21 protein-coding genes are annotated in these 15634 nt (G+C 69.6%); 14 read left to right on the forward strand and 7 right to left on the reverse strand.

Features of this window, described 5'->3' with window-relative positions:
* Window positions 1-114: 114 nt before the first annotated feature.
* From M0R80_15065 to M0R80_15075, 3 genes are read right to left on the reverse strand one after another with little or no spacing between them, the layout of a single operon-like run.
* Complete coding sequence (locus M0R80_15065) at window positions 115-1326, reverse strand: hypothetical protein (GenBank protein MCK9460954.1); 1212 nt, start codon at window positions 1324-1326, stop codon at window positions 115-117.
* Window positions 1323-2063: a hypothetical protein gene (locus M0R80_15070; protein ID MCK9460955.1), complete on the reverse strand. Its 741-nt coding sequence runs from the start codon at window positions 2061-2063 to the stop codon at window positions 1323-1325. The genes M0R80_15065 and M0R80_15070 overlap by 4 nt, the downstream gene beginning before the upstream one ends.
* Window positions 2063-3541, reverse strand: coding sequence for an AAA family ATPase (locus M0R80_15075; protein MCK9460956.1), 1479 nt, complete (start codon window positions 3539-3541; stop codon window positions 2063-2065). The genes M0R80_15070 and M0R80_15075 overlap by 1 nt, the downstream gene beginning before the upstream one ends.
* Window positions 3542-3686: 145 nt before the next feature.
* Here M0R80_15075 and M0R80_15080 point away from each other — a divergent pair, with 145 nt between their 5' ends.
* Window positions 3687-3860: a hypothetical protein gene (locus M0R80_15080; protein ID MCK9460957.1), complete on the forward strand. Its 174-nt coding sequence runs from the start codon at window positions 3687-3689 to the stop codon at window positions 3858-3860.
* Window positions 3861-3878: 18 nt separating this feature from the next.
* Here M0R80_15080 and M0R80_15085 read toward each other — a convergent pair whose 3' ends face one another.
* Window positions 3879-4991 carry a beta-lactamase family protein gene (locus M0R80_15085; protein MCK9460958.1) on the reverse strand — a complete coding sequence of 371 codons (1113 nt, stop codon included), beginning with the start codon at window positions 4989-4991 and terminating at the stop codon, window positions 3879-3881.
* 125 nt (window positions 4992-5116) lie between these two features.
* Between M0R80_15085 and M0R80_15090 the strand changes: the two genes are divergently transcribed.
* Genes M0R80_15090 through M0R80_15100 form a run of 3 tightly spaced genes read left to right on the forward strand, consistent with a single transcriptional unit; the run spans window position 5117 to window position 6964 of the window.
* On the forward strand, window positions 5117-5764 hold the full coding sequence (locus M0R80_15090) for a MotA/TolQ/ExbB proton channel family protein (protein ID MCK9460959.1): 648 nt from the start codon (window positions 5117-5119) through the stop codon (window positions 5762-5764).
* 5 nt (window positions 5765-5769) lie between these two features.
* The gene (locus M0R80_15095; GenBank protein MCK9460960.1) at window positions 5770-6189 is read left to right on the forward strand and encodes a biopolymer transporter ExbD; all 420 of its coding nucleotides are present in this window, start codon (window positions 5770-5772) and stop codon (window positions 6187-6189) included.
* A gap of 7 nt (window positions 6190-6196) precedes the next feature.
* On the forward strand, window positions 6197-6964 hold the full coding sequence (locus M0R80_15100; protein MCK9460961.1) for an energy transducer TonB: 768 nt from the start codon (window positions 6197-6199) through the stop codon (window positions 6962-6964).
* Window positions 6965-7002: 38 nt separating this feature from the next.
* On the opposite strand, the gene M0R80_15105 is transcribed toward M0R80_15100, so the two are convergent.
* Entirely contained in the window at window positions 7003-7875 is an 873-nt protein-coding gene (locus M0R80_15105; protein MCK9460962.1) for a hypothetical protein, read from the reverse strand.
* A 120-nt stretch (window positions 7876-7995) separates the two neighbouring features.
* Here M0R80_15105 and M0R80_15110 point away from each other — a divergent pair, with 120 nt between their 5' ends.
* The gene (locus tag M0R80_15110; protein ID MCK9460963.1) at window positions 7996-8286 is read left to right on the forward strand and encodes a PilZ domain-containing protein; all 291 of its coding nucleotides are present in this window, start codon (window positions 7996-7998) and stop codon (window positions 8284-8286) included.
* A gap of 45 nt (window positions 8287-8331) precedes the next feature.
* Here the strand turns inward: M0R80_15110 and M0R80_15115 are convergent, their stop codons facing one another.
* On the reverse strand, window positions 8332-9114 hold the full coding sequence (locus M0R80_15115; protein ID MCK9460964.1) for a hypothetical protein: 783 nt from the start codon (window positions 9112-9114) through the stop codon (window positions 8332-8334).
* A gap of 88 nt (window positions 9115-9202) precedes the next feature.
* Between M0R80_15115 and M0R80_15120 the strand changes: the two genes are divergently transcribed.
* The 9 genes from M0R80_15120 (at window position 9203) to M0R80_15160 (ending at window position 14919) form a co-directional block, all read left to right on the forward strand.
* Window positions 9203-9826 carry a lytic transglycosylase domain-containing protein gene (locus M0R80_15120; protein ID MCK9460965.1) on the forward strand — a complete coding sequence of 208 codons (624 nt, stop codon included), beginning with the start codon at window positions 9203-9205 and terminating at the stop codon, window positions 9824-9826.
* 196 nt (window positions 9827-10022) lie between these two features.
* Window positions 10023-10319 carry a hypothetical protein gene (locus M0R80_15125; protein ID MCK9460966.1) on the forward strand — a complete coding sequence of 99 codons (297 nt, stop codon included), beginning with the start codon at window positions 10023-10025 and terminating at the stop codon, window positions 10317-10319.
* Window positions 10320-10425: 106 nt separating this feature from the next.
* On the forward strand, window positions 10426-11391 hold the full coding sequence (locus M0R80_15130) for an amidohydrolase (GenBank protein MCK9460967.1): 966 nt from the start codon (window positions 10426-10428) through the stop codon (window positions 11389-11391).
* Window positions 11392-11531: 140 nt separating this feature from the next.
* Window positions 11532-11789, forward strand: a complete 258-nt coding sequence (locus M0R80_15135; protein ID MCK9460968.1) for a hypothetical protein — start codon at window positions 11532-11534, stop codon at window positions 11787-11789.
* Between the two features lie 33 nt (window positions 11790-11822).
* Entirely contained in the window at window positions 11823-12086 is a 264-nt protein-coding gene (locus M0R80_15140) for a hypothetical protein (GenBank protein MCK9460969.1), read from the forward strand.
* 155 nt (window positions 12087-12241) lie between these two features.
* Window positions 12242-12862: a hypothetical protein gene (locus tag M0R80_15145; GenBank protein MCK9460970.1), complete on the forward strand. Its 621-nt coding sequence runs from the start codon at window positions 12242-12244 to the stop codon at window positions 12860-12862.
* A 128-nt stretch (window positions 12863-12990) separates the two neighbouring features.
* A complete protein-coding gene (locus M0R80_15150) occupies window positions 12991-13152 on the forward strand; it encodes a rubredoxin (protein MCK9460971.1) in 162 nt (53 codons plus the stop codon).
* 25 nt (window positions 13153-13177) lie between these two features.
* Window positions 13178-13717 (forward strand): ferritin, encoded by a 540-nt coding sequence (locus tag M0R80_15155; protein MCK9460972.1) that lies wholly within the window; start codon window positions 13178-13180, stop codon window positions 13715-13717.
* Window positions 13717-14919 (forward strand): flavodoxin domain-containing protein, encoded by a 1203-nt coding sequence (locus tag M0R80_15160; protein MCK9460973.1) that lies wholly within the window; start codon window positions 13717-13719, stop codon window positions 14917-14919. The genes M0R80_15155 and M0R80_15160 overlap by 1 nt, the downstream gene beginning before the upstream one ends.
* 92 nt (window positions 14920-15011) lie before the next feature.
* Here the strand turns inward: M0R80_15160 and M0R80_15165 are convergent, their stop codons facing one another.
* Entirely contained in the window at window positions 15012-15632 is a 621-nt protein-coding gene (locus M0R80_15165) for a four helix bundle suffix domain-containing protein (GenBank protein MCK9460974.1), read from the reverse strand.
* Between the last annotated feature and the right edge of the window lie 2 nt (window positions 15633-15634).

Raw genomic sequence — 15634 nt, forward strand, 5'->3', positions numbered from 1 at the left:
GACGCGCTCACGGCCGCCGGCTTCGACGCGACGCTCGGGGAGTACCCCGGCGTCGGGCACACGGTGTCGGCGGAGATGCGGCGCGACGCGCTCGCGGTCATCGACGCGGCGATATCAAGGTAGCAGGAGACCGAGGAGGCTCGTCGCCGTCGCGCCGCCTACCGCCGCGCAGCCGCAGCCGCCATCGGTCCCCGAGCCGCCGTCGGCGTCCGAGTCCGAATCCGAGTCCGAGTCCGAATCCGAGTCCGAGTCGGTGTCGGAGTCCGCCCCGCCGTCCGCGCCGCCGTCCGCGTCCGCGTCGGTGTCCGCGTCGGTGTCCGCGGCGGCGAAGTCGAGGTCGAGCACGTACGCGCCGGAGTAGATCGTCGAGTCCGAGCCGACCCACGAGTCGACGGTCAGGTAGTACGTGCCCGCGGCGGCCACCGCGACCTCGAGATCGACGTGCGCGCGGCCGAGGCAGTCGTCGGCGTCGAGCGACCCGAGCAGCTGCAGATCGACGTCGGCGCCCGGCGCGTCGAGCACGGACGCGGTCACCGTGCCCGCGCAGGGGAGCTCCAGCTCGTAGACGTTCTCCGGCCCGCTCTCGTCGACGTCGGGCGCGGCGGAGTAGAAGTCGAACGCGTCGCTCGTCGCGTAGCGCGTGTTGCGCCAGTCGCGGAACGGCAGCGCGTCGACGACGATCGGATCGTCCGTCGTCCCGGCGGCGGTCCCGACCGTCGCGGTCTGGACGTAGTCGGTCCACGCGACGCGCGGCGTGTAGCTGCCGAAGGTGCTCCACGGGACGGCCCGGCCGCAGACGCCGTTGCAGGTCCCGCTCGACTCCGTGATCCAGGCGTCGCCGGACGGGTCCTTGCGGACCCACATGATGACGTGGCTGCCGGCGTCGTTGTAGACGTCCCCGGGCCACATGTCGCGGGCGTCGATCGCGTCGCTGATCTCGGGCAGCGTCGAGGTGCCGTACTTCCAGGGCGTCTCCCAGAGGACGCTCACGTAGCCCGAGCAGTCGACCCCGGTCGTGCACGCGAGCGATCCGTCCGCCGAGTGGGAGCCCGCGCCCAGGCCGTCGGCGATGTCGGCGTCGAACTCGTCGACCGTGGACCACCCGCCCCAGTCGTACGGCAGGCCGACGTAGGTGCCCGGGCACCAGTCGCTCTCGTAGCCCGACGGGCAGTCCGTGCCCCAGTGGTTCGTCTCCGTGCACGTCCACTCGTGATCCTCGTAGAGCGGCGCGTTCGCGAGCATCACGCTGCGCTCGACGGCGCCCGCGGGAGCGGCGATCGCGGCGGCGATCGCGACGGCGGCGACGGTCGACGTGCGCGCGCTCATGGCCGCACCTCGAGCCGCACGACGCGGACCGACTCGGCGCCGGCCGCGAGGAGGTAGAGCGCGCCGTCGGGCGTGAGGTAGAGCTCCGTCAACGGGGGCACGAGGGGCGGCGCCGGGAGCGCGGCCCGGGCCACGAGCGCGCCGCTCCGCTCGACGACGAGCAGCTCGCGATCGACCGCGGTCCGGCCGAGCTCGCAAAACCGCTCCATGACGACGAAGGCGCGGCCGAGGCGATCGACGCCCACGAGCCGCAACGACGCGAGCGGGCCGCCGGCCGAGAGGCCGACGCGCGTCTCGATCCCGCCGTCGACGAACACGATCTCGCCGCCCTCGCCGCTCGTCTTGACCGCGCGGGTGCCGGTCGGCACGCCGCCCGACCGCGCGACGGGCCGCGGCGGAAGGGTTCCCGCGACCGAGATCGCCGGGCGCCCGGAGGCGTCGACGCGGACGGCGAACAGCTTGTTTCGCACGGGATCGGACAGCAGGATCGTCCCGTCGCCCGACACCGCGATCGCGTTCGCCCCGAGCGCCGGGTGCTCGCTCCCCGCGGGGACGAACCCCAGCCCCTCCTCTCCCTCCGCGTAGGGGAGCTCGAGCTCGAGCGCCGTGACGAGCCGCGACGCCGCGGGCGCGCCCGGCGGCACGGCGACGTCGGCGGGTCGCGCCTCGGCAGCGGACAGCGCGTGCGGGACGAGGCACCCCGCCGCGAGGATCGACGCGATGGCCATGCTCCTCATCAGTGCGCGCCTCCGTTCGGAGCGGGCTTGCCCGCGCCGCCGTCGCCGCCGAAGTAGTCCAGCTTGCGCCGGTCCGTGGACGCGGCCCGGGCGCGCTTCCTGGCCCACTCGCGCAGCGCCTTGATCTCCGGCTCGAACGTGTCGTACAGCGTCACCATCTCGGCCGCCGCCGCCGCGAAGTCGCCGTCGGCCACGCCCTCGCCGCGGGCGAACGCGGCGTACATGCCGGCGATGACGACCTGCTCGAGCTCGCTGCCGGTGAACCTGTCCGTGCGGCGCACCAGGGCGTCGGCGTCGAACGCCGCCGGATCGAGCCCGCGGCGCGCCAGGTGCACGAGCAGGATCTCGTGGCGCTCGCGCGCGTTCGGCAAATCGACGAAGAAGATCTCGTCGAAGCGGCCCTTGCGCGGCAGCTCGGGCGGCAGATCGGCCACGCGGTTCGCGGTGGCGACGACGAAGACCTCCTTGGACTTCTCCTGCAGCCAGGTGACCATCCCGCCGAGGAGCCGCGCCGCCATCCCGCCGCCGTCGCGATCGAACCCCTTCTCGATCTCGTCGATCCAGAGCACGACCGGGGACATCGCCTCGGCGACCCGGATGGCGCCCCGGAGCGCCTCCTCCGGGCGCGGCTGGCCGAACACCGCCGAGAGGTCGAGCCGGACGAGCGGCAGCCGCCAGAAGCTCGCGACCGCCTTGGCCGTCAGCGACTTGCCGCAGCCCTGCACGCCCATCAGGAGGAGCCCGCGGGGCGCCGGCAGCCCGTACGCGCGAGCCCGCTCGGAGAACGCGTCGCGCCGCTCGGCGAGCCACGCCTTGAGCTGGTCGAGGCCGCCCACGTCGTCGAGGGAGTCCGGCGCCTCGATGTGCTCGAGGACGCGGCTCCTGTGCAGCGCCTTGCGCTTGTCCCGCTCGACGGACGCCCGCGCGCCGTCGGCGTCCTCGGGCCAGCCGATGAGCGCCTTCGCGAACGCCCGCCCGGCCTCTGCGAGCGCGAGCCCCTGCCCCACCCGGACGAGCGCGGCCGCGTCCTCCTCGGTGAGCAGCACGCCGTGCTCCTGGCAGACGCCGTCGAGCTCCTTCTCGAGCTCGGCGGGGCTCGGGAGCGGCAGCTCGACGACCGCGCTCGTGCGCTCGAGCTCCGGCGGCAGATCGACCCACGGCGCGATGACGACCGCCACGCCGCCGTCCCCGCCGCCCGCCGCCATGTCGGCGAGGCGCCGCAGGAGCGCCGGATCGTCGAGCCGCCTGTGGACGTCGTCGAACACCGTCACGACGGGGCGCCCGTCGTCCGGAGGGACGGCGTCGTCGCGGGCGTCCTTCCGCGGCGTCGAGACCCGCATCCCGACGCGCTCCGCCGCGACCCCGAGGAGCCGGAGCGCCCGCTCCTCCTCGTCGGTCACGATGAAGAGGTGCGGGTAGCGCGCCCTCAAGTGCAGCTCGACCTCCCGAACGAAGCTCTCTGCCGAATCGCCTTTCATGGCACCACCTTTCGGGGACATTCTACCAACTAGTCCCGCGGGGTTCACCCGCTACTTGTCGCGAATCCGCTTGACCTGCCGGGGCGTCTCGGCCAAGATTCCCGCCGCTCTCAGGGGCGCATCGCCCAGAGTCCAGGAGGACGGGATGGCTTCTCTCACCGGTAAATTGGAGCGGATTCGCAGGGCCAAGCGCACCAAGCAGGGCAAGAGCCGCAAGCAGGCGTCCGCCAAGGGCACGACGCCGCGGTTCCCGATCCACGTCGAGGACGCCAAGGACTGCGCCCTGCCGCAGCCCCCGCGCACGCAGAAGGACGCCTGATCCGCCGCGCCGGCCGCCTCATGCCTCGAACAACGCCCGCATCAACGCGTCGTGGAACCGCGGCCGGAACGCCTTGATCGCGTCGAGGCTCTCGCCCATGTGCACGCGGTTCGTGAGGAGCGCGATCGCGCACCCGGCGCCCGGATCGATCCAGAGCGAGCACCCGGTGAACCCGAGGTGGCCGAACGTGCCGCGCCCCATGCGCGCGCCGGCCGACGAGCCCTCCGCGAGCGCGAGGTCGAACCCGAGCCCCCTGCCCGACGGCCGCCGCCGCACCGCCGCCTCCGCCGTTTTGCGGGACAGCCACCCGCCCCGCCCCGCGAGGGCGTCCAGCCAGGCCGCGCCGAGCCGCGCCACGTCCGCCGCGGTGGAGAACAGCCCCGCGTGCCCGGCGGCGCCGCCCATGGCCCGCGCGTTGTCGTCGTGCACCTCACCGACGAGCTCCCGGCCCGGCCGCGGGCGGATCGCCGTGGCCGCGCAGCGCTCCGTCGGGTGGAACCGCGTGCGCAGCAGGCCGAGCGGCCCCGTCACCTCGGCCGCGACGACCTCCTCGAGCGGGGCCGCGGCCACGCGCTCGAGCCAGACGCCGAGGGCGATGAACCCGAGATCCGAGTAGCGCGCGACGCCGTCCGGGGCGGAGGCCGGCGGCGCGGCGGCGAGCGCGGCGAGCAGTCGCGCCTTGCCCGCCTTTGTGCCGCGGGAGCCGGGCTCGACCGATTCGTACAGCGGCGTCCACGGCACGAAGCCCGCCTCGTGCGCGAGCAGCTGCTCCAGCGTGGCGTGCGCCTGCGGCGTCCCCGAGAGCTCCTCCACCCGCCCGCCGAGCTCCGCGCCCATGGCGAGCACCCCGCGCTCGCAGAGGCGCAGCGCCGCGCCGGCCGTGAAGAGCTTCGTCAGCGACGCGACGTCGAACAGCGTGTCGTGCCCGATCTCGGCCCCCCCCGCCGCTCTCGTGGTTCCGGCGCACGCGAGCTCCCGTCGCCGCTCCGGCCCGACGCACCACGCCGCCTGCGCCCCGGAGAAGGCGCCCGACCGCACCCCCTCCCCGAGGATCCCCTCGATGATCCGCCTCGCGTCCCGCACGCCCCGAGCCTCCTCCGCCGCCGCTCCCCGCGCCGCGGCAGGATTCATGGTGGATCCCCCGCGCGCCGCGTGTCAAATGCGGAGGAGTCGGTTGACCCTTGCGCGAATCCCGGAACGCGTTACTAGAGTGGCGGAACCGGAGGGCCCGCGCGCGGCCCGCGAAAGGAACACAGATGAGCATCATCGAGACCTTCAAGAGTTTCACGTTGTTGGGGGCCGAGTGGGTGATGTGGGTGCTCGTCGCCCTGTCGGTCGTGTCGATCGCCATCATGATCGAGCGCGCCATGTACTTCCTCGGACAGCGCCCGAACGTCGCGGCGCTCATCACGGATCTGCGCGGGGCGCTCGCCGGCGGGGACCACGCGGCGGCGGCCAAGCGGCTCGAGGGCGCCAAGGGCGTGACGGTCGCCGTGGCCCGCGCCATGCTCGCGGACGCGGGGCTCGGCGCGGCGTCGGCCGGGGAGTCGGGCGCGAGCGCCGCGACGCGGGAGAAGCTCAAGCTCGAGAGGAACCTGACCTACCTCGGCACGGTCGGTAACAACGCGCCGTTCATCGGGCTGTTCGGCACCGTCATCGGCATCATCCAGGCGTTCCACGACCTCTCCCTGAACACCAAGGGCGGCGCCGCGACCGTCATGTCCGGCATCTCGGAGGCGCTCGTCGCGACCGCGATGGGCCTGCTCGTCGCCATCCCGGCCGTGATCGCGTTCAACATCTTCCAGCGCCGCATCCGCGCCATCATGGGCGACGCGGAGAGCCTGCAGCACTCCCTGCTCGCCGCGCTCTCCGGAACGGCGGACGACGCCTCGAAGAAGGGATAAAGACGATGGCGATCACCGGGAAGAACGACAACGACGGGGAGATCATCTCCGACATCAACGTCACGCCGTTCGTCGACGTGTCGCTCGTGCTGCTGATCATCTTCATGGTCACCGCGACCTACATCATCGCGCAGTCGATCCCCGTGGATCTGCCGGAGGCGGCCACCGGGGAGAACGTCGTGACGACGCTCGCCATCACGATGACGGAGAACGGGGACATCTACCTGGACGGCGTCAGGACCGACGCGGCGGCGCTCTCGCGCACGGTCGCGCAGGCGCACTCCCAGAACGAGGATCTCCGCGTCGTCATCGCCGCCGACAAGAAGGTCTCGCACGGCGCGGTCGTGTCGATCATCGACCTCGTGCGCAAGCTCGGCGTGAGCAAGTTCGCCATCAACATCGACTCCAAAGCGAAGGGCGACTGAGCCGGAGATGACGCTGCGCAGCGAAAGCCGCCACACCCTCGCGCTGATCCTGTCCGGCGGCGTGCACGCGCTCCTGGTCGCGCTCCTCCTGTTCCTCCCGACGCAGCTGGCCGAGGAGTGGGACATCGTCGACATGACGATCTCCGAGAAGGCGAAGCCCCCGCCGCCGCCCCCGCCGCCGCCGGAGGAGGAGCCGGTGCCGGAGACCGAGCCGGAGCAGGTCAAGGTGAAGCCGAAGGCCAAGCCCGAGGAGCCGCCGCCGCCCCCGCCGGAGGAGGAGCCGCCGAAGCCCGAGACCGCGCCGCCCGTGTTCGATCTCGGCGACAACACGTTCGCCGAGGACGGCTCCGGCGCGAGCTGGGCGCTCGGGCGGTCCGAGGGCAACACGAAGTTCGGCGCCCTGGCCAAGCCCGGGCAGAAGCCGGCGCGCGACACGAGCCCTTCACTTCCGAGCGGCGACGGCAAAGGGTTCAAGCCGGTGCCGGCGAAGGATCTCTCGCGCCGCCCCGAGCCGCGCGAGGGCGACATCCGGATCCCGCCCTACCCGACCGAGGCCAAGCGCGAGGGGATCGAGGGGCGCGTCATCCTGCAGGTCTTCATCGGCAAGGACGGGGCGGTGAAGAACGTCCGCGTGATCAAGGACCCGGGCGGCGGGCTCGGCGCGGTCGCGAAGGCCGCGATGCTCGACGAGCGCTGGAAGCCCGCGCTGGACAAGAAGGGCGACGCGGTCGACACCGTCATCACCTACGCGTACGTGTTCGTGCTGGACGGGTGAATCACTCCACCGTGAAGCAGGCGGTGCCGCTCCCCGCCTCACTCCAACGCGTCGAGCAGCATCTCGATCGGCGGATCGTCCCGCCGCGTGCGGGCCGCCTCCTCGACGATGCGCCGCGCCTCGGCGTCGCGCCCCGCGCCGTGCAGCACGAGCGCGCGCGCCACGGCGGCGTCGTAGGACGCGTCCAGCGCCGCGAGCGCGTCGATCGCGGCCAACCGCTGGCCGACGTCCGCGCCGAACGCGGCGGTGAAGTCGAGCTCCGCGCGCCGCTCGGCGGGCGCGAGCGTCCCCTCGACCGGGATCCCCACCGCGCCGCACCAGCGCTTGCGGAAGAGCACCTCGGGCAGGTGCCGGGCGCCCCGGAAGTCCCCGCGCGGATCGATCAGGCCGCGCTCCGCGGCGCGGAAGACGAACGTGCCGCCCGCCTCGACGACGCGCGCGAGCTCCGGCCCGTCTCCCGACAGCACGGCGGCCGTCCCGGCGCGCCGGGCCGCCTCGAGCATCGGCACGAGCGCCTTCCCGAAGTCCGCCGCGAGCTTCTCGCCGAGCAGGAGGTAGCGCCCCCTATCCGCCGCCGCCGCCGCGGCCGCCGCCTTGCGGAACCCGTCGTACAGCGCCCGGCTCCGCTCCTCGGGCTCCTCGTCGCGCAGGGCCGCCACCTCGGCCGCGTGCAACGCCTGCAGGTCGGAGACGAGCCGCACCTCGTCGCCGCGCGGGGCCACGCCCCCCGTCCGCTCGGCGAGCGCCGCGAGCGCCCCGTCGACCTCTGCGTCCCGGAACGCCGCCCGCGGCATCTCGGGCAGGGGCGCCTCGCCGCAGCGAACGGCGAGGAAGATTGCGCCCCCGATCCCGAGGAGGGCGACGGCGAAGATCACCCTGGATTTCCCAGAAACGGCGCGGCTCGCAGCCATTCTTTCCCCCGTCGGGCTTGCCTTTTCCCAATCGGGAGTCATGCTACACTATCCTCGCTCGAGTTCGAGCGATTTCGTGGCGGCGCGGACCCGATGGAACACAAGAGACAATACCAACGCGTGGATTTTCGTGCGGACGTGGAGATCGCCTTCGGCGAGAAGGCGCAGCCGGGCCGGACCGTGAACATCAGCCAGGGCGGCGTGTTCCTCGAGACGCGCCCCGTCCCGACGCTCGACGACAAGGTGGTGCTCCGGATCAGTCTTCCGGGCGTCGCCGCGAGGTCGGAGATCCCGTGCATCGTCCGCTGGAGCAAGGAGCCCGACGGCGTCGGCCTGCAGTTCGAGAACCTGCGCGCCATCGAGGTCTGGGCGCTCAACAAGCTGCTCAAGTCGATCCAGCCGAAATCGTAGTCAGGGGCGTATGGCCATACGCCCCTACGACGTGCCCGCCCTTCCTCACGCGAGCAGCCAGTCCAGGTTGGCCTTCTCCCACGCCAGCGCCTCGTCGTAGCGCTCGAAGCCGCGCTCGAGCGCCCGGAACCGCCGCGTGTGGAACCGGCGGCGGCCGTTCCCGTCCTCGCAGGGGAGCACGTGGTGCAGCATCTCGTGGTACACGATCCAGTCGAGGACGAAGTCCGGCACGCGCGCGGAGTCGAGCACCTTCGAGACGCGGATCGTCCGGTCCTCGAAGCTGTAGGTCGCGAGCGCCCGACTCCGCGAGCGCGTGCGCCTATGCCGCCGCGATCCGGAGCCCCGCGCCGCGCCCCAGCGGATCGTCACGTCGCCGATCCCGCCGAAGTACCGCTCCCGCACGCGCCCGAGCACGGGCTCGAGGTCGTGCACCTCCCCCGCCGCGCTCCCGTGCGCCCGCCGCGTCCTTGCCGCGCCGCCGATCTCCCCGCGGTGCCGCCGGATGAACCCGTCGAGGACGCGCGAGGCCGCGGGATCACGCGCGGCGACGAACCGCGCCAGCGCGTGCAGCTCGATCGACCCCGCGTGGCGGAACAGCCGGTGCAGCCGCACGACGAGCCGCCCCCGGGCGCTCTTGTAGGAGATCATGGTGTGCCGGTTCTCGTGGAACACGACGTCGACGGGCTGCGGCAGCGCCATGGAGAGGAACCCGCGGATGCGGTGCGCGTGGGAGTCGAGGAGATCCGGGAGATCCGCGGCGGGCGCCGGCACGGGCGCCGGCCCTTTGAGGTCGAGCTCGAGCTGCCGCGCGTCCCCCGCCGTCCTCATGAGCCGACCGTACGGGTGACCTGAACGCATGTCAAGACGCGCCGGCAAACTGGATCGCCCCGCCGGGTTCCGGCTAGAATGGCAGGTCGTGAGGGCAAGAACACTAGCTCTGCTCGCCGTCCTCGTCGCCGCGGCCCCCGACGCCTCCGCGGACATCTACTCGTTCACGGACAAGGACGGCACCGTGCACTTCACGAACCTGCGGCCGGGCGGCAGGGACAAGGGGAAGTACAAGATCTACATGCGGACGCCGGAGCAGCGCATGGCGCGCCCCGGTGTCGTCCCGGTCGGCGCCAGATCCAAGGACCCGGCGCGCTACTCGCGGTACGACACGTCGATCGTCGAGGCCGCGCGCACGCACTCGATCCCCGAGGCGTTCGTCCGCGCCGTCATCCGCGTCGAGTCCGATTACAACCCCGACGTCGTGTCGGTCGCCGGCGCGCAGGGGCTCATGCAGCTCATGCCCGGCACGGCCAAGCGCATGGGCTGCGCGAACAGCTTCGATCCGCACTCGAACATCATGGGCGGCACGCGCTACCTGCGCTACCTCGCCAACATGTTCGGCGGCGACATGGTGCTCACGATCGCGGGGTACCACGCCGGAGAGGGCGCGGTGCTCAAGTACGGCGGCGTGCCGCCCTACACGATGACGCACTCGTACATCAAGCGCGTCCTCGCCCGTTACTACGAGTACAAGAAAAAAATACAGTGATTTGCATGCTCTCGGACGTGAAAAAATTATTGCGTTTTGCCGCAAACGTTGTAGATTTCCTCAACCGTTGTTCGGCAGAGGGATCAGGTGCCGCGGATTAAGCGAAGAAGTGAATAACCCGCGCCCCTGAACGTCGGACGAACACAAGAAATGTTATTAGGGGATTCCCTAAGACAACTCACAGAAGGAGAGAGAGATGAAGAAGGTATTTGCTATCCTGCTCGTGTCCGTGTTCGCGTTCGCGATGGTTGCCTGCGGTGACGACGATGACGCCGGTGGCGGCCCCTGTGATGATTATGCCGACATGGTCCAGGACGACATCGATACCGTTTGCGGCGATTTCCCGGACTGCTCCATCTGTGAGCCGGTGGAAGAGGGCGAGGGCGAGGGCGAGGTCGACGAGGATGCTTGCCAGGAAGCGATCGACATCTACGACTCCGCCGCCATGATCGACACCTTCACCCTTCTCTGCGAGATGGAGGCGGGTGAGTAATTCTCCCTTCCTGGCCTCGGGCCAGTTTCCTCCCCTAGATCGCCCACACCGACGAAGAAGCAGCTCCGTTCGAACGGACGGGAAGACAGTGCCTCTGCGAGCTCCGTTGGCGCTCGTCACTGCGCTCTGGGCGGCAGCGTTCGGCTGCGGCGACCGGACGGACGTGCCTTCGATCGGCGACGGCAAGATCCCGTTCGACGAGGACGCGGATCCGCCGGTGTGCCAGGACGAGGAGATCACCCAGGTCGTCGACGTCCACGAGCACATCATGGGAGCCGAAGGCCTCGACGTGCTGTTGGCGGTGCTGGGCGAGGTCGGAATCGACAGGACCGTGGCGTTCGCGATGCTGGACACCCGGTACGAGGACAGCCTCCTCCTCATCGAGGAGGCGACGAGCAACGGGATGCTGATCCCGTTCACGACGGTCGACGTGCGCGATCCCGCCGCCCTGCTCTTTCTCGAGGAATCCCTGGACGCCGGCGCCGTGGGGCTGAAGCTGTTCAGCGGGCACGGCGAGTACCACGGGGACACGCCGCTCGACTCTCCATTGGCCGAGCCGATCTACGACTACCTCGAAGCCACTGGCACGCCCCTTTTAATGCACGTGAACGGCGGCCTCTACCTGGATGAGCTCGAGCGGGTCCTCGACGCCCACCCGGATCTCGTGATGATCTGCCCGCACCTCTGCCTGCTGTCGAAGGACCCCGGTCGGCTGGCCCAGCTGCTCGACACACACCCCAACCTGTCTGTGGATCTCAGCTTCGGCAATCCCATGGCGGAGCTCCAGGGCTTCACAACCCTCAGCGAAAACATCGATCTGTGGAGGCGCTTCGTCCGGGTCTACGTCGATCGCGTCAATCTGGGCTCCGATACCGTCTTCATGGGCGAGGCCGTGAACGCGAACAGCCTGAGCGACGTGCGGTCCTACCTGGATTTCGTGCGACACGAGAGGTTCTTTTACGAAGGCGAGGAGTACAACGGTCTCGGCGCCGACGCCTGCACGCAGAAGCACATCCTACAGCACAACCCGGAACGTTTCGTCGCCGGCCTGCCGCCGCAGCGCGCGCCGTGATCCCGCAAGGGATCGCGCGATGGGCAGGATCGATCATCCTTCCGGTTTCGGGCGGGGTCGGCGGCGTCGACCGGGTTGACTCGCGCCGCGGATTTCCGTACGGTTTTTCAGCGCAAAGTGCGCAGCCTTGGGAGGAAACCGTGTCCAGATTCCGGCTATTCGCGTCTCTGTTCGCCGCCTCCCTGCTCACCTTCGCCGTAGTCGCCTGCGAAGACGAGGGTGCGACCTGCACCAGCCAAGACCAGGACGACTGCACGGCCACGTACTACACCTGCTTGGAGGGGCTCGATCACTTGTCTTCGAGCTACCCTGACGAGTTGCAGGCATGCCTCGACGAGTTCTGCGTATGCTGGGAAGAGGCAGGCTGCGACACCGGCAACGTCGGCTGCAGCGGGTAGGCCGACCAGCTTTTCGCCAACGGAAAGGAAACCATGCGCAGCGGCAGCACCCTCCGCGTGATCACGGCGATCCTGCTCGTCGGGCTCGTCTCGGTCCCGTGCTGTGACACCAGCGACAACGCAGCCTGCAACGAGTCCGACGCCCGGGCCTGCGAGGACGAGCACACCACGTGTACCGACGAGTGCGAGACCGACGCGGGCGTCGACACGGAGTGCCTCGTGGACTGCAAGACCGCCTGGTGCGACTGCCTCGACTCCCGCGGCTGCGACGCGTACCTCGTGGATCTCGGCTGCTAGAAAGACAGCGGGGTCTTCGGCCGCTCCTACGAGGGCGCGACCTCCAGCATCCAGAAGGAGGACGACTGCGCCGCCGCCATCGTGCCCTTCGGATTGACGCCGTTGCCGATTCTTCGTATCGTGTTTTTTCGAAGACCCAACATATGGAGGACAACATGTTGAGAATCACGGTTCGCAACGTTCTCATGATGGTCGCGACCCTGCTCGCCGGCGTGCTCGCCGCCGGCTCGTGCGACAGCGGCGACGGCAGCCCGAGCGTGGCCAGCGTGTGCAGCGCGTCGTGCGAGCAGTTCGAGGACTGCGCAGAGGACTATTTCGACGAGGTGTACGATTCCATGGGCGACTGTGAGGACGATTGCGAGGACTACGTCGATGAGTATGTCGACGAATACGACGACTGCGAGAACGAGTATCTGAGCTACCTGGAGTGCACGACAGGGCTCTCCTGCAACGATTTCGAGGACGACGATTTCGACGACTGCGACGACCAAGCGGACGACCTCGAGGATTGCCTCGACGACAACTACGGTGACGACAACAATTTCGACAACGTCGGGGCCTGCCAGGACGCCGAGGATGCCATCAACGCCCTCCCGTGCCTCGATACCCCCGTGGATTATTCGTGCGACAACTACGATGGCATGGACTGCGACTACACCGACTACTTCGACTGCTTGTCCGACGTGTACTACTGCGACGGCGACACCCTCTCTTACGACGCCGATCAGTTGCAGGAGTGCACGGACATCGCGGACGAGATCTCCAGCAGCTGCTGATCCGCCTCGCGAACGTCCCGTGCACGTCGCGCTCCATTCGGCGCTGTCTCCCCTTGCCACGGCGATTGCCCGTGCATAGAAAGTAGGTTACGCAAACGGGGTGGACCCGAGACAAGGAGCGAGCGAACATGAAGAAGTACGAGTGCACGGCGTGCGGCTACATCTACGATCCCGAGAAGGGGCACGAGGCGTCGGGCGTGGCGAAAGGGACCGCGTGGGAGGACGTGCCCGAGGACTGGGTCTGCCCCCTGTGCGGCGTGGGCAAGGACGGCTTCGAGCCGGTCGGCTGAGCCGGGCGCACCGAGGAGGTCACGAATGATAAAGAAGAAGGTCGCGGACAAGATCAACGCGCAGATCAACGCCGAGCTCTACTCGGCCTACCTGTACTACTCGATGGCCGCCTACTTCGAGTCGCTGAGCCTCAAGGGGTTCTCGCACTGGATGTACGCCCAGGCGATCGAGGAGACGAACCACGCGAACATCTTCGCGAGCTACCTGAGCGAGCGGGGCGGCCGCGTGCTCCTCGGGGCGATCGGCGCGCCCGAGACCGAGTGGAAGTCCCCCCTCGCGTGCTTCGAGGCGGTGTACAAGCACGAGCAGCACGTCACGGATCTCATCAACAAGCTGATGGCGCTCTCGACCGCCGAGCAGGACTACGCGACGGCGCAGAAGCTCCAGTGGTTCATCTCGGAGCAGGTCGAGGAGGAGGCGAGCGCGGACGAGGTCGTGCAGAAGCTCAAGCTCGTCGACAAGACCGAGGGCGGGCTCTTCATGCTGGACCTCGAGCTGGCCAAGCGGCCGTTCATGCTGCCCGCGCAGCTCGCCGGCGCCGGCACGATCGGAGGTGTCGCCTGATGCCGAGCGGCTTCCGCGCGGTCGAGATCACCGACCGCGTCTTCTGGGTCGGCGCCGTCGACTTCGGCCTGCGGAACTTCCACGGCTACCTCACGTCGCGCGGGACCACGTACAACGCGTTCCTCGTGCTCGCCGACAAGCCGACGCTGATCGACACCGTGAAGGCGCCGTTCGGCGAGGAGATGATGGCGCGCATCGCGTCGGTCATCGAGCCGTCGAAGATCGAGCACATCGTCTCGAACCACTCGGAGATGGATCACTCGGGGTTCCTGCCCGAGGCGATCGCGCGGCTCAAGCCGTCGAAGCTCTTCGCCTCCGCGCAGGGCTGCGACGCGCTCGAGCGGCACTTCCACTTCGGCCGGCCGATCGAGGCCGTGAAGACCGGCGACTCGCTCGACATCGGCGGCGCGACGCTCAAGTTCGTCGAGTCGCGCATGCTCCACTGGCCGGACAGCATGCTCACGTACCTCGCCGAGGGCGGCGTGCTGTTCTCGAACGACGCGTTCGGCATGCACCTCGCGAGCAGCGAAAGGTTCGCGGACGAGCTCCCGCGCGACCTCCTGCGCGCCGAGGCGGCGAAGTACTACGCGAACATCCTGCTCCCGCTGTCGCCCATCCTCACGGCGTTCCTCGGCAAGCTCCCGGGCTTCGGGCTCGACATCCGGACGATCGCGCCGGATCACGGCCCGATCTGGCGCGAGGACGCCGGCTGGATCGTCGAGCGCTACGCGGAGTGGGCCGCGCAGAAGCCCACGCGGAAGGCGGTCGTCGTCTACGACACCATGTGGGGATCCACCGCGAAGATGGCGCGCGCGATAGGCGACGGGCTCGCGGCCGGGGGCGCGACCGCGATCCTCATGCCGCTCGACGCGGCGCACCGATCGGACGTGGCGACCGAGCTGCTCGGCGCCGGCGCGCTGCTCGTCGGCTCGCCCACGATGAACAACCAGATCTTCCCGACCGTCGCGGACACCATGACCTACCTCGAGGGGCTGAGGCCCAAGAACCTCGTCGGCGCGTCGTTCGGCTCGTTCGGGTGGAGCGGCGAGGCGACGGCCCACCTCGACGAGCGGCTCGCGCGGATGAAGATCGAGCTCGTCGCCGAGGGGCTCAAGGTGAAGTACGTCCCGGACGGCGAGCAGCTCGAGGCGTGCCGGAACCTCGGCCTCGCCGTGGCGGAGAAGCTGCCGCACGCGGAGTAGCCGCAACCCCTGGGAAAGCCCTCCGCCGGAATTCGGGGACGAGACTGTCCCGGTCCGCTCGCCGGCCGTCATGTCTCTTCCACCTCCTGGTTTCATCGCTCCTTCCTGTACGCCAGTCTCGCCCGCGTCATCCGCTCTCGCAGACCGCCGTCCTCTACGAAGTCCGCTTGAAGCCGCTGGATCTGCCTCCAAAGCAGAGCATGCGTGATTTTCACGAGGCCGATGATCGCGTTGACGGAGATCGCCGGATCCGGATGCTCGACGGCGCGCCGGAGGGTCTCGTAACCGGCTCCTGGTGAACGCACGAGCTGCGCCAGCCGTAGAGCATACGGGTGATCCCTGGTCCATTCTGGGATCCCGCGGACGCGAAGGATGTCGCGATAGTCCTCCAGCAGCTCCGCGAGGCTCGCCCGCGCGACGTTGGTGAGCTTGATCTCCATCTCTTTCGATGTGCCGGACGCGGCGCTGGCCTCGGCGATGTTCTGTTTCCCCGAGCGCGCAGCCTGCACCATCTGATCGACCGTCCGGTCGCGCTGCCTGTAGTAACGCGCGCAGAATCGGATCGTCGCGTCGTAGACGATTTCGGCCCTCCGATAGGAGAGCAATCCGCGGTACCCACCGTGCGGAGGAATGAAGCCACGCCCGCGAGCATCCGCGAACGTTTCTCTCCTCTTCCTGTCGTCCCTTCTGGCCCTTTCGTCCCTTTCACTCATGC

This window comes from Pseudomonadota bacterium, assembly GCA_023229365.1.
GTDB lineage: Bacteria > Myxococcota_A > Polyangia > JAAYKL01 > JAAYKL01 > JALNZK01.